14 protein-coding genes are annotated in these 12,242 nt (G+C 53.6%); 3 read left to right on the forward strand and 11 right to left on the reverse strand.

Features of this window, described 5'->3' with window-relative positions; genetic code table 11:
- Positions 1-3: 3 nt before the first annotated feature.
- The 9 genes from HYT79_04510 to HYT79_04550 all read right to left on the reverse strand — a co-directional run bounded on the left by HYT79_04510 (position 4) and on the right by HYT79_04550 (position 8,472).
- Positions 4-420 carry a hypothetical protein gene (locus HYT79_04510; protein MBI2069845.1) on the reverse strand — a complete coding sequence of 139 codons (417 nt, stop codon included), beginning with the start codon at positions 418-420 and terminating at the stop codon, positions 4-6.
- Positions 392-580, reverse strand: a complete 189-nt coding sequence (locus HYT79_04515; protein ID MBI2069846.1) for a hypothetical protein — start codon at positions 578-580, stop codon at positions 392-394. Before HYT79_04515 ends, HYT79_04510 begins: the two co-directional genes overlap by 29 nt.
- A 6-nt stretch (positions 581-586) precedes the next feature.
- Positions 587-3,790, reverse strand: a complete 3,204-nt coding sequence (locus HYT79_04520) for an efflux RND transporter permease subunit (GenBank protein ID MBI2069847.1) — start codon at positions 3,788-3,790, stop codon at positions 587-589.
- 1 nt (position 3,791) lies between these two features.
- Positions 3,792-4,841, reverse strand: coding sequence for an efflux RND transporter periplasmic adaptor subunit (locus HYT79_04525; protein ID MBI2069848.1), 1,050 nt, complete (start codon positions 4,839-4,841; stop codon positions 3,792-3,794).
- Positions 4,841-6,085: a TolC family protein gene (locus tag HYT79_04530; GenBank protein MBI2069849.1), complete on the reverse strand. Its 1,245-nt coding sequence runs from the start codon at positions 6,083-6,085 to the stop codon at positions 4,841-4,843. The genes HYT79_04525 and HYT79_04530 overlap by 1 nt, the downstream gene beginning before the upstream one ends.
- A 60-nt stretch (positions 6,086-6,145) precedes the next feature.
- Positions 6,146-6,481, reverse strand: coding sequence for a hypothetical protein (locus HYT79_04535; GenBank protein ID MBI2069850.1), 336 nt, complete (start codon positions 6,479-6,481; stop codon positions 6,146-6,148).
- 56 nt (positions 6,482-6,537) lie between these two features.
- Entirely contained in the window at positions 6,538-7,713 is a 1,176-nt protein-coding gene (locus HYT79_04540; GenBank protein ID MBI2069851.1) for a YcaQ family DNA glycosylase, read from the reverse strand.
- 18 nt (positions 7,714-7,731) lie between these two features.
- Positions 7,732-8,169, reverse strand: a complete 438-nt coding sequence (locus tag HYT79_04545; protein ID MBI2069852.1) for a lipocalin-like domain-containing protein — start codon at positions 8,167-8,169, stop codon at positions 7,732-7,734.
- 108 nt (positions 8,170-8,277) lie between these two features.
- Entirely contained in the window at positions 8,278-8,472 is a 195-nt protein-coding gene (locus HYT79_04550; protein ID MBI2069853.1) for a hypothetical protein, read from the reverse strand.
- Between the two features lie 274 nt (positions 8,473-8,746).
- Here HYT79_04550 and HYT79_04555 point away from each other — a divergent pair, with 274 nt between their 5' ends.
- Positions 8,747-8,995, forward strand: a complete 249-nt coding sequence (locus HYT79_04555) for a hypothetical protein (GenBank protein MBI2069854.1) — start codon at positions 8,747-8,749, stop codon at positions 8,993-8,995.
- Between the two features lie 197 nt (positions 8,996-9,192).
- Positions 9,193-9,585 carry a hypothetical protein gene (locus tag HYT79_04560; protein MBI2069855.1) on the forward strand — a complete coding sequence of 131 codons (393 nt, stop codon included), beginning with the start codon at positions 9,193-9,195 and terminating at the stop codon, positions 9,583-9,585.
- On the opposite strand, the gene HYT79_04565 is transcribed toward HYT79_04560, so the two are convergent.
- Positions 9,521-10,213 (reverse strand): hypothetical protein, encoded by a 693-nt coding sequence (locus tag HYT79_04565; protein MBI2069856.1) that lies wholly within the window; start codon positions 10,211-10,213, stop codon positions 9,521-9,523. The genes HYT79_04560 and HYT79_04565 overlap by 65 nt on opposite strands.
- A gap of 176 nt (positions 10,214-10,389) precedes the next feature.
- Here HYT79_04565 and HYT79_04570 point away from each other — a divergent pair, with 176 nt between their 5' ends.
- A complete protein-coding gene (locus HYT79_04570; protein ID MBI2069857.1) occupies positions 10,390-10,539 on the forward strand; it encodes an SOS response-associated peptidase family protein in 150 nt (49 codons plus the stop codon).
- Between the two features lie 40 nt (positions 10,540-10,579).
- On the opposite strand, the gene polX is transcribed toward HYT79_04570, so the two are convergent.
- Positions 10,580-12,242: DNA polymerase/3'-5' exonuclease PolX (gene polX / locus HYT79_04575; GenBank protein MBI2069858.1), on the reverse strand; the 1,663-nt coding region annotated here is incomplete at its 5' end.

The following is a 12,242-nucleotide window of genomic DNA, read 5'->3' on the forward strand; positions in this document are numbered from 1 at the left end:
AACTTAGGCTTTTTCGATTTTTTCCACCAAAATCGCCTGCAAACCGCCTTTCATGATTTTACGCCCGGTGATTTTAACCTGTTCCGCTGCCGCTTCACGCACTTGCTTGAAGACTTTCTCGTATTGATGATCTTCGACAAGCAAATAAACTTGCCCGTCTTTCGTCAAAAGCCCGGCAGGCACCATTTTTTTGATCAGGCAGTCTTTGGCGCATTTTTGATGCTCTTTGCCCCTGCCTTCATGGCCGAGATAGCAGGATAAGTCCAGCACTTCCCCGGTCATGGTGATCGTCGTTTCCGTTTTGGCTTTGGCCTCTTTCCCTTCAACGTGCTTGTGGCCCTCATGCGCGTAGAGAGCTCCCCCTAAGGAGAGCGCGGTCGCAGCTGCGAAGCTAATGATTTGCGTGTTCGTTAGTTTCATTTTTCCTCCCTTTATCGTCGTTTAATTGACCCAATTCTTGGGCGTGTTTTTCTTTATTATGGTTTTTATGCCTCATGTGACCGCCGAAAAGAAACATGCCCAGCATCATGGCCGCCATGAGAACGATCATGCCGGCGCCCATATCGCCACGTTTATTCATTGTTTTTTAATACTCCAATTCTTTCTTTTTCCACAGGTAATACACGGCCGGATAAACCAGCAGTTCCATCAAAAACGACGTCAACAGCCCGCCCACCATGGGCGCGGCAATGCGTTTCATCATGTCCGCGCCCGTGCCCGCGGCCCAAATAATGGGCAACAAAGCGGCAAAGTCGCAGGCCACGGTCATGATTTTTGGCCGCACGCGCTTGACCGCCCCTTCCAAGATGACCTCTTTTAAGTCTTCCAATGAGCGCAAAAGCCCTTTCCCCTTGCGGTCTTTGTAGGCCAAATCCAGATAGAGCAGCATGAAAATTCCCGTTTCAGCATCCAGGCCCATGAGCGCAATAATGCCCACCCACACGGCAATGGAAAGGTTGTAACCGAGAAGATAGAGAATCCAAATCGCGCCGATCGCCGAGAAAGGAACGGCCAGCATCACGATCCCGGTGGATATCCATGAGCCCGTGTTGAAATAGAGAAGAATCACGATCAGAAATAGAGTCACTGGAATGACGATTTTCAGACGCTCTTTGACGCGCTGCATATTTTCGTATTGGCCGCTAAAGACATGGGTATAGCCGGCCGGCATTTCCAGGCGTTCGCGAAGCGCGCGTTTGGCGTCTTGGACATAGCCGCCGATATCGCGCCCCGCGATATCCACATACACATACCCGGCCAATTGCCCGTTTTCATCCCGGATCATGCTGGGGCCTATGGTGGCGCGAATGTCGGCTAGTTGCGCCAGGGGCACTTGTAGGCCGTTTTCCGCGGGCACCAGGACGCGGCGCAGTTTCTCGATATTGTTTCGATAATCGCTCGCATAGCGCACATTGACGCCGTAGCGTTCGCGGCCTTCAAGAATCGTCGTGATATTTTCCCCACCGATGGCCGAAGCCACGATCATCTCAGCCTCCGCGATCGTGATCCCGTAGCGTGCTAAGTCCTTGCGCCTGAAGGCAATGTCGATGAAGTAGCCCTGGGCCGTGCGCTCCGCCGTCACGTTGCGCGTCCCGGCGACATCGCGCAGGATATTTTCCGTTTCTTCACCCAGCTTTTGAATGACGGTCAGGTCCGGGCCGAAAATCTTCACGCCCACCGGCGTGCGCATGCCGGTGGATAGCATGTCGATCCTGTTGCGGATGGGCATGGTCCAGATATTGGGGATGCCGGGTATTTTCAAGGCCGCGTCCATTTCGTTGATAAGCTCTTCGTACGTTATTTTTCTGGGGATCAGCCCCCAGATTTTTTTGCTGCGCCACTGGGATTTGGGTTTTAAGACGATGGTGGTCTCCACCATGGACAATGGCGCCGGGTCCGTGGATGTGTCCGCGCGCCCCGCTTTGCCGAACACCGTTTCCACTTCGGGAAAGTTTTTAAGAATGCGGTCTTGGATTTGCAGGACACGCTGAGCCTCAGTAATGGACATGCCGGGGATGGCGGTGGGCATGTAAAGAATTGAGCCTTCGTTTAAGGGCGGCATGAATTCTGAACCTAGCTGAAAGAACACCGGGATCGTCGCCAGCATGGCGGCCAAAGCCAAGCCGACTGTTTTTTTTGGGTATGTTAAGACCCATCGCACGGCCGGGTCATAAATCGCGAACAGCCGTTTGCTGACGGGGTGTTTTTCTTCTTCATAATAGCGGCCCACGGTGACGGCGTTGAAAATGTTTGAAAGCCACCGGGGTTTAAAATGTTTGTAGTCCATGCGCGTGAAAATCATGCGCACGGCCGGATCCAAGGTGACGGCCAAAAGCGCGGCCAAGGCCATGGCCAGGGTTTTGGAGTAGGCCAGGGGTTTAAACAGCCTCCCTTCCTGATCAACGAGAGTGAACACCGGCAAAAACGCCACGGCAATCACCAGCAAAGAGAAAAACACCGACGGCCCGACTTCCTTCAACGCTTCCAGGCGCACCTCATGGAAATCCCCTTTGCGCCCGCCGGTGACCCAGTGCTCCAATTTCTTATAGGCGTTTTCTACCTCCACGATGGCCCCGTCCACCAGCACGCCGATGGAAATAGCGATGCCCGCCAAAGACATGATATTTGAGGTAATCCCCATGTACAGCATAGGAATGAAAGCCAGCAGGATGGAGATGGGGATGGTGACGATGGGAACTAGCGCCGAGGGGATATGCCGCAAGAAAAAAAGAATGACCAGACTGACCATTAGGGTTTCCGTGATCAGTGTTTCTTTTAACGTGTTGATAGCGCGGCGAATAAGCTCGGAACGGTCATAAGTGGTTACCAGGCGCACGCCTTGAGGCAGCGAAGGCGCAATCTCATTAAGTTTGGCTTTGACGCGCTCGATCACGGTCAGGGCGTTTTCTCCGTAGCGCATGATCACAATGCCCCCGACAGCCTCCCCCAGGCCGTCAAGCTCCCCCGTGCCCCGGCGCAAATCAGGCCCCAAACGCACGCGCGCTACGTCGCGGACATAAATTGGCGTGCCCGTGGCCGGGTTGCGGCCGACGGCCACGTTTTCCAAATCTTCGATGGATTTGGCGTAGCCTTTGGCGCGTACCATAAATTCCGTGCCGGAGAATTCCAGCAAGCGTCCGCCGGTGTCATCATTGCTTTCCCGGATGGTGTTGACGACGCGGGTAAGGGGCACATTGTAGGCGGCCAGGGCCTTGGGATCGACTTGAACCTGATATTGCTTGACGAATCCGCCCACGGGAGCGACTTCGGCCACGCCTTGGACGCTTTGAAGCTGATAGCGCAAAAACCAATCCTGAAGAGAGCGCAGCTGGGCCAAATTCAACCGTTGGGAGTCGTCGACTAAGGCGTATTGAAATACCCAGCCCACGGAAGTGGCGTCCGGGCCCATTTCGGTTCTGACGCCTTGGGGCAGGCTAGGGGTGATTTTCGACAGGTATTCGAGAGTCCTTGAGCGCGCCCAATAAATGTCCGTGCCGTCTTCAAAAATAACGTACACGTAGGAGTAGCCGAAATCAGTGAACGCGCGCACGGTTTTGACCTTTGGCGCGCCCAACATGGCCGTGACAATGGGGTAAGTGACTTGATCCTCCAGGATGTCCGGGGAGCGGTCCCAGCGCGAAAGAATAATGACCTGGGTATCCGAGAGATCGGGGATCGCATCTACGGGGATGCGGCGCAGGGCATAAATTCCCCCTACAATGGCCCAGGCCGTCAGCAGAAGGACCAGGAATTTATTCCGGGCCGAATATTCGACAATTTTGGCGATCATGTTAGTGTTGATGCCCCGGTGGCATTCCCTCGCCGCCGTCTCGTTTCCGGAACGCTTCGATTGCGGCTTTAAATTGGGATTCGGAATCAATCAGAAAATTTGCGGATGTGACAACCCGGTCCCCGATTTCCAGCCCGAACAAAACCGCATAGAAGCCTTCGGCCTCCACGCCCAGGCGCACCTCGCGCGGTTCGAAGGTGTTGTCCTCATGGACGGCAAAAACCACTTTTCGTTCCCCCGTGTCCAAGACGGCTTCACCGGGCACGGCCAATTTTTTGCCCAGGGGAACGCGGATTTTGACGTCAAGGTACATCTCCGGCCTGAATTTCCCCTTAGGATTGTTCACCTCGGCGCGCACTCTGGCGGTTCTGGTCATGGCGCTGATAACGGGATCAACGGAAAGAACCTTGCCCGTGAATGTTTCCCCCGGCAAGGCAGGGGAGGCAATTTCCATGGTTTGTCCGGGCTTGATGAAATTCACCTCATATTCATAGACATCCGCATAAACCCAGACCGTGCCCCCGGCCCGGCCCAACACCAAGCCCACGGCCGCGTTTCTGGGTTTGTTCGCCAAATCATCGATCTGAGCATCGGAGAGGCCTAAAAGCCTTAATTTCATGCGCGTTGATTTGCGGATGGATTCAAGTTCCGGACCCCCGCTTAAGGCCTGGTGGTATTCCTCGATGGCCGAGTAAAGCTCAGGATCATAGGCGATGCGTCCCGATGCGCGGATCACGCGTTCAAGGTCCCGGAATTCCACGGCGCCGAAGGTGACCCCGATTAACTGCTGGCGCTGCGGCGACAGCGTAAACGACGCGCGTCCCGTCTCTTCATGATGTTCGTGGGTGGTTGATTCCGTCTCCATTTTTTGAAGCTGCATATGGCAAATGGGGCAGGTTCCGGGCTCTTTGCGGATGATTTCCGGATGCATGGGGCATTGATAAAGCGCCTGCTCCCGAGACTGCATGCCCACTTCTTTGCGCTTGCCGCAAGCGGTCAATCCGGCCATTAAGATCAATAACGAAATGCCTAAGGCGAAAATTTTTCTCATTAGTTTTTTACCCCCTCGATTTCCTTCCCGGCCACGACTTCGAGCATGGCCCAGTGTTCTCCGTAGTGATAAAGTTCCTCGTAATATTTCATTTGCGCCTCCAGCAAATGGCGCACCGCCTCGGTCAGTTTGGCGAAATCCGCCCGTCCGGTTTCATAGTTTTTCTGGGCGATTTGAAGGGCGCTTTCAGCCAGAGGCAGGATTTCCTTGGAATAGTTAAGAGCCAATTGCCGGTGCAGATTGACTTCGGTGTATTCCTTGTACAGTGTCTTAAAAATATCGTTTTGCGCGCTTTGGGATTCGGCTTGCGTTTGGCGTTGATGGGCTTTGGCGGATTTGCGCTCCCCGGCCGGCCGCCAAAGCCAAAGAGGGATGCGCAGGGCCGCCCCGATCGTTGTTTCCGCGGGAAGGCCGGATTCAAATTTTTCCCGTTCATAACTGACCTTAAAGTCCGGCGCGAAATTCAGCAGCGCCCGGCGCGCCATTACGGCCGCATGCGCCTGCATGTGCAGGGTGTTTAAATACATGGGGTTCGTTTCCCTCGCCTGTTTCTCCAATTCCTCGACGGAAACAGGCAAATCGCGCAGTGGAACCGCTTCAAAACGGCCCCAGCGCGTGCCGGGCTTGCGCCCAAGAAGCGCGTTCAACTCCTCTTCCTCGATCAGTTTTTGCTGCTCGCGCTCAAACACCGAGTTTTCGACCATTTTAAGCTGGGCCTGCGCCAAGAGCGCCTCATCCGCGCTGCTTTGGCCTGCGGACAACCGCGATTGGGCCACGCGGGCGATGCCTTCTAAAATGTCGGTGTCTTTTTTCAAGGCGTCGGCTGTGGAAGCAAGCCAGGAAAGAAGGTGGTAGCGGATTTTTACCTGCGCCTCTGTTTCCAAAAGCCGGGCGCGATAATCCTCATGAGCGATTTTGGCTTCGTGATGCAGCATGCGCGCCTCATCTGAAATCTTTCCGGGAAAGGGAATTTCCTGTTCGACCATAAGCATTTCGCTTTTCATGGCCGGTTCCGTCCCCGATGATTCGGCTTTTTTATTCTTAATGCCGACCATGGGGTTTTCCCAGGAGCGCGAGGCCGAAACTTTGGCTTCGGCGGATTGCCAGCGTTCATACGCGGCTTTCACCGCCGGATTATTTGTTTTAGCTTCTTCCAATAACGAAGCTAAAGAAATTTTTTCTTCTTTTTTTTCAGCATTTGCATTAAACGCGACTGCAAACGCGACAACGAACGCTAATTTCACCTAAACCTCCCGGCCTAATGGCCGCATGCAACAGAAACGCCTGGAATAAACGAATGAGGTTTAGGCTAAAGGAGGAGAAAGGCCGCTGTGAGTTCGTGGGACGAATGGCGGAGGAGATTCTTCCGCCGCAATGACGGTGATCCAAAACATCGCCGGTTCAAAATCTTGAAAGGACGGGGCTTCAACGGCTGCTTGCGTGTATTCCAGCCGCGTGGCCGTGGTTACGGCAAAGTCCTGGTCCGGGGCCTCGCTCATTTCGCAGCAGGGGGCTTGCTGATCGCCCGACATGGGGCAGGCAGGCCCGCAATCGCAGGTTTCAGGCAGGCGGCAAAGCGACAGGCTCGCCGCGCCGGGCACGGCCAAGCTCAGGAACAAAGCGATAATCGTTTTGCCCATCACTTAAACTCTAGCACCTTAAACCCTTCCGCGCAAGAAGAGTTAGGGAAGGCGCCCTAGAACTCCCGAAGGGGGCCGCGAGCTACGGACACTTTTTCGGCCCCGAGAAACGAGGCCAATGAACGCACGGCGCGGGCGGTTCCAGCCAGAGCCTCGGCGTTCGGTTTCGAATTGAAATGGGCGGACCGTATCTCCAAACGCTTCTCAGCGCGATGGTTTTTAGGGTCAAGGCGGCCGATGAGCCGCCCATGATGCAGGATGGGCAACGTGTAGTAGCCGTAAACGCGCTGCGCCGCTGGTGTGTAGACTTCGATTTTGTAATCAAAGCCGAATAGAGCCTTTGCACGGCCGCGATGCCACAGGAGGGAGTCGAAGGGGCAAAGCAGCGTCGTGCCTTGGGCCGGAGCCACTGATTCGAGCGCGGGGATGTCCTCGGCCAGGATAAACCAGCGTCCGGGACAGCCGGCTACGCTCACTTGAACGACTTCGCCGCTTTTGGCCATAGCAACCAGCGCGCGCCGCCGCGCGCCAGGCTTAAATCTTGGGAAGGTCAGGTAGCGGGCGAGATCGGCTTCCGCCGCCGCTCCCAGCGCGCGCAGGGTCTTTTTTAGGTGCCAGCGTGGGAAAGCGGATCGCTCCAGAGGCTCGACCGGCGGCAGAACGCGCTCGGCCAAATCGTAACTCTTCTGAAAATGGCGGCGGGAATGGATGGCCAGACGTCCACTCATCCAGAGATAGTGCAGGGCATGATGAGCCGGTTTCCAGTCCCACCATCCTTTTGTTTTGCCCTGGGAAACCGGGCGCGCGAAAGCCGCCGCAGATAACGGCCCCCGGCCGCGGATTTCATCTTCGACGCGGCGCAAGACGCGCGGATGAGCCTTGAGCCAGTCCGACCAGCCGGTGTGGCGGCGGCGAAAATCAGCCATGGCGCGCCGCCAGCCGCGCAGGTCCGAAACCGGCACAAGGCAGGCCGCGTGCGCCCAATACTCGATGAGCGCGCGTTTTTCATAAACGATCCGGTCGAGGGCGTCTTTTTTATAGGGTCCGAAGCGGCTCCAAAGCGTCAAATAATGGGCGCGTTCAAGGACATTGATGGAGTCAAGCTGCAAACCCCCCGCGTCTTCAACGAAACGCGTCAGAGCCTCCTCGGTGAATGGGCGCTCCAAAGGCCGGTCAAGATGCTGGCGCTTCAGGAAAAGAGCCGCAACTGCTTCAACGGGAAAAGTCATCATTCGTTTTCTCGGGTTTCGTTAGCGTAAGACGCGCTGCCAGAGGATGCGGGCTCTGTATTTGGTGTTGTTGATGACAAAGGGCGGGCTGGTCAGAGAGAGTTTGCCTTGGGGCCAGTCGATTTTTCTGATAAGTTTTTTGCCCACCCAGCTTGGGATCAGGCTGACTTGAACCTGATGGATAACTTTGTCTTTTAAGACCCGATATTTCCCCGCGTAGGAAATGCAGCTATGCAGCAGGCGCGTTTTTTGAGCGGGTGTGAGTTTGGGGATGTCATGGAAATCAAATCCTCGGGGCAGCCGGCGATTCTGGCTTGTGATGCAGACGGACATAAAACCTTCGGGGCTGTAAATTAAATATCCCGAAGGCCGCCGTCCCAAAGGGTAGCTCATCCCCCCTTGCTCATCGACCCGACAATGGGAAACCAGTTCCCAAGTGCCGACTAATTTATTTTTCATTACCAGAGGTCTTTCTTAACGGCCAATCGTTGAAGGTTCCGGGGCAGTTTACGCAAAGATTTGGAGAAATCCGAGGTCGTGCGAACAACTCGAACGGGACGCAATGATTTAAAGCAATTCCTTTAAAGAGGCAATGGTTTTTGTTTTCCCGGCGCGCAATTCTTTTTCGCCGCGCCGAATTTTTCGTAAAACATCCTGGAGTTCTCGAAGATGGTTTTGAAGCCGTTCATATTCTTTACGGCTCAAAACGACCAAGTCATCTCCATGCGTGACATGCGAAGAAATAACTCCAATATTTTGCATTACTTATTAATTGTATCAGCTTTCTCTAATCCGCGCTACGCGGGGGCTCTCTCGTTTACAAAGCATGCAGCTGATGATTTTTTAAGTTTTTAACTTTAACCGTTACACTGGGGCCATCCAAGATTCTAAGGCCAGCGTGCAGTTGAACGCGTGCCCGCAACAGCAAGCCAAAAGACGCCACCATCATTCTGCTCATTTTTCTTCTCGTGCTGGTAGAGTGGAGACTCAGCAGAGAAAAAACCAGATCGCATAGCTAGCCGTTAAAATCGAGGGCTTGCCACCGGGGACCAAGCAGATTATCACTGTCTACAAAGACCGCGTTATCACTAAATGGCGCGATGGTGGCAGAGTCGAATACCGCGACCGCTATTTGCCACCCGAAGGCCGCATTGATGTGGCCATCAAGGATGCTAAGCCGGAATTATTGCCAGAAATTCTCATCAGAGATCGTGGTGTCACTCATCGATTTGGGGGAGGGGTGGCATTGTCTATTCAAATCAACCCCTGCCTGCAATTGATTTGAAGTGGGCCTACTGTTATGTGTTCAGTTTCGTTATGTGTCGTGTTTGTAGTGTTGTTGTCGTTGTTGTTAAGCCGTTGGAAAGGATTCGAAGAAATGCCGTTGATGGGACGGAGACACTGTTGGCTGCCGTGCCGTTGCCGTTCGCCGTAAAGAAGCCGTTGTTGTTTGAAGTCGTTTAATTGAGGAGGTACACATCGATGGAGCCGATAAGCATGATTGCCTTGATCACGACGGGGATTCCGTTTGTGACTGCATTGATCAAAAAAGTCTTCAAAACGGATCAGTTGAATGGAACTCCCCAGAAAGGAATCCATTTGTTGATTCCTGCCATTCTGGGGATTTTTTCGAGCGGCCTATACGCCTATAGTCACGGTCAAGACTGGATCACGGCCCTTGCTATTGGCCTCGGCTCTGGCGGAGCTGTATCCAGCGCAAGGGATATCGAAAAAAATATGATTGGGATAGCGGAAGCAATCGCCAGACTGACCACCAAAGAAGTTCAGCTAACTCGACGGGATTACTGCCTTACGGTTTCTTGGTTTGCCGTGCTTGCGCCCAAGAAAGAGCTTCTTTTATGGAATCGTTGGTAGGATCGAGCCTTAAGACTTGCTCTAAAGTTTTTTGGGCCTCTTGCCCTTCTTTTGCCGTCGCACAGAAATCATCGTTACAACAGGTAAGCCGCTGGGCCAATCTTAACGCTGTCGGAATAGTCTTTTTATTTTTCCAGTCCGCTCTTAGCCGGTTGGTCAGCTTGTTACCAACCCAATAGTCGCATAATTCCACCCAAAAATTAAAATCTAAATTGCTGCCCTTCATCTCGAGGGCCTTATAAAAATTTTTCTGTATGCAATCCAAACCATCGCAATCTAATTCGACAGCCATCATGGCTATATTCGGATTATTTGGATATTTGGTCCTCAAATCTTTGATCCAACCGCTAAAGGGAGCAGCGTAATCTCTTATACGGACACTGCGAGCCTCACTGCCACATGAGAGAGTTCTTGTAAAGGCCTTCGCCAAAGATTGGGCAATCGGATTATTTGGTTCCGCTGTCACCCAGGCCTTTGTTCCTCGTAATGCTGCCTCGGAATCCCCTTTAACGATTGCCTGGACGACAATGTTTTCATGGTTCTGGGCGGCATTGAGAATCCCAGCCGTTGGAAGGATCGTGAACAATAAAACAGGGATTCTCCAAAGCAATCTTGTTGCTGCTTCCATTTCGGGTAGTATGCAAAATACGAAGGAGCCCCATGCGGCAATTTTGGGCCGTAGCGGACTGTCGATACCTGGGGCCTTGAGCCTGCGGGCTTAATCGATAACACTTATGGTGTGGCCATCGAGCAACAGATACAGGCTACTGATGGCGATGGCTACTTCATCTAAGAGCTAATTTTATGTGCGGGCGTTTTTCCCAGACCGCAGATGTCAAGGAGTTGGCCGCGCGCTTTGGTTATGAAGCCTCGGATGTTACCTTTGCGCCAAGATGCAATATCGCTCCCGGTCAGGAAGCGCCCGTCGTGATTTGGTTCATTGCGACGGCTTAGCAATCTGAGTTTTCAAGAGTCAAAAAATTAGGATAGTGGACTATGCTCTCAGGGTAAACCGTTCCGCGATTTCTTTGGCTGAGAGACAGTTGAGCAGGTCTTTTTTTTCTAGCCAGGCGCGGCGGGCTATGATGACGGCTAATTCCATGAACGCGAATTGGCGGGTGGCGTGGGCGTCGGTGGTGACGGCCAGGGGGATGCTCATTTCCTTGGCTCTTTTGGCTTGCGCGTCGTTGAGATCGTGGCGCTGAGGTTGGCCGTTTAATTCAAGAGCGGTGTTTGTTTTTTTGCAGGCTTCTAGCACTTCTTCGGTGTTGACCGCATAGGGTTCGCGCTGGTTGATTAAGCGTCCGGACAGGTGCGCGATGATGTCCACATGGGGATTTTGGGCGGCTTTGATGATTCGCTGCGTCATTTCCTGTTCGGGCATTTTGAAATTGCTGTGCACGGCTGCGATCACCACGCCGATCTCTTTTAATTCTTCGTCCTCGTAGTCCATGGACCCGTCCTTGAGAATATCCACTTCCATGGAGCGCCAGATGCGAAAGCCCTTGGATTTGCGGTTGAGCTCTTTGGTTTCCTCAATGGTGCGGCGCAGTTCTTTGGGGGTGAGCCCGTTGGCGACCATTAGGCTTTGGGAGTGATCGCCGATAAATGCCCATTCCCAGCCCATTTTTTTGGCGGCTTCGGCCATCTCTTCAAGGGTATTGGAGCCGTCGGTGAGTTTGGTGTGATTGTGAAAATCCCCTTTGATGTCTTTAAGCTCCACGAGTTTGGGCAATTTTCCTTTTTCCGCAGCTTCGATTTCCCCCCGGTTCTCGCGCAATTCAGGAGGAATCCACTTGAGACCCAGGGCCTTAAAAATTTCCTCCTCGGTTTTGGAGGCGACTTTGCGCCCGGCCTCGTGCTTTGTTTTTTCCTTCTTTAATTTGAACAGCCCGTATTCGTTGATGGTCATGCCCATTTTCAGCACGCGCTCGCGAAGCGTCACGTTATGTTCCTTGGAGCCCGTGAAATAAAGCATGGCCGCGCCCCATTCATCGGGATGAACCACGCGCAAATCGCATTGGATTTGGCTTTTCAGCCAGACCGTAGTTTTGGTTTCCCCGGCGCCGAGCACGCGCTCCACATAGGGCAGGCGGGTGAAAAATTCAATGGCTTGGCCCGGGTCCTTGGCCGTGCCCAAAATATCCAGGTCCCCGACGGTTTCTTTGCCCCTGCGCAAAGAGCCTGCGGGCGCGATATTGATGAAAGCGCCTGAGCTTTTTAAGGCTTGGATCAGCTCGTTCATTAATTGCCGGGCGTCCCAAAGCAGCAGGCGCTTGGCTGCGGCTTGGGCGAAATCGATGCCTTTTAAAATGTTTTGTTCGAGTTTTTCCCCGAAGCCGGGGAGGGCGCGGAGTTTGCCTTCCTTGGCCGCGCGCTTTAAGTCGTCAAGGGATTCAATGTTGAGCGTTTCCCAAAGCGCTTTGGCGCGCTTGGGCCCCATGTTCGGAATTTCAAGGAGCTTTAAAACGCCTGTGGGAATTTCTTTTTTGAGCCGTTCCAATTCCTTAAGCGCGCCTGTGTCCGCGATTTCCCGGATATGGGAGGCCATGGCTGAACCGATTCCGTTAATTCCGGCTTGAGGAGTACCGTGGCCTCTTCTTCGAAGAGCAGGAGCGACTCGCGAAACTCTACAAGGTCTATGAGGACCGGGAGTC

It is taken from the genome of Elusimicrobiota bacterium, from assembly GCA_016180815.1.
Classification (GTDB): domain Bacteria; phylum Elusimicrobiota; class Elusimicrobia; order JACQPE01; family JACQPE01; genus JACPAN01.

Coding starts and splice junctions, on each gene's coding strand:
- HYT79_04510 (MBI2069845.1), bottom strand. CDS start 420: ATGAAACTAACGAACACGCAAATCATTAGCTTCGCAGCTGCGACCGCG.
- HYT79_04515 (MBI2069846.1), bottom strand. CDS start 580: ATGAATAAACGTGGCGATATGGGCGCCGGCATGATCGTTCTCATGGCG.
- HYT79_04520 (MBI2069847.1), bottom strand. CDS start 3,790: ATGATCGCCAAAATTGTCGAATATTCGGCCCGGAATAAATTCCTGGTC.
- HYT79_04525 (MBI2069848.1), bottom strand. CDS start 4,841: ATGAGAAAAATTTTCGCCTTAGGCATTTCGTTATTGATCTTAATGGCC.
- HYT79_04535 (MBI2069850.1), bottom strand. CDS start 6,481: ATGGGCAAAACGATTATCGCTTTGTTCCTGAGCTTGGCCGTGCCCGGC.
- HYT79_04540 (MBI2069851.1), bottom strand. CDS start 7,713: ATGATGACTTTTCCCGTTGAAGCAGTTGCGGCTCTTTTCCTGAAGCGC.
- HYT79_04545 (MBI2069852.1), bottom strand. CDS start 8,169: ATGAAAAATAAATTAGTCGGCACTTGGGAACTGGTTTCCCATTGTCGG.
- HYT79_04550 (MBI2069853.1), bottom strand. CDS start 8,472: ATGCAAAATATTGGAGTTATTTCTTCGCATGTCACGCATGGAGATGAC.
- HYT79_04560 (MBI2069855.1), top strand. CDS start 9,193: ATGGAGCCGATAAGCATGATTGCCTTGATCACGACGGGGATTCCGTTT.
- HYT79_04565 (MBI2069856.1), bottom strand. CDS start 10,213: ATGGAAGCAGCAACAAGATTGCTTTGGAGAATCCCTGTTTTATTGTTC.
- HYT79_04570 (MBI2069857.1), top strand. CDS start 10,390: ATGTGCGGGCGTTTTTCCCAGACCGCAGATGTCAAGGAGTTGGCCGCG.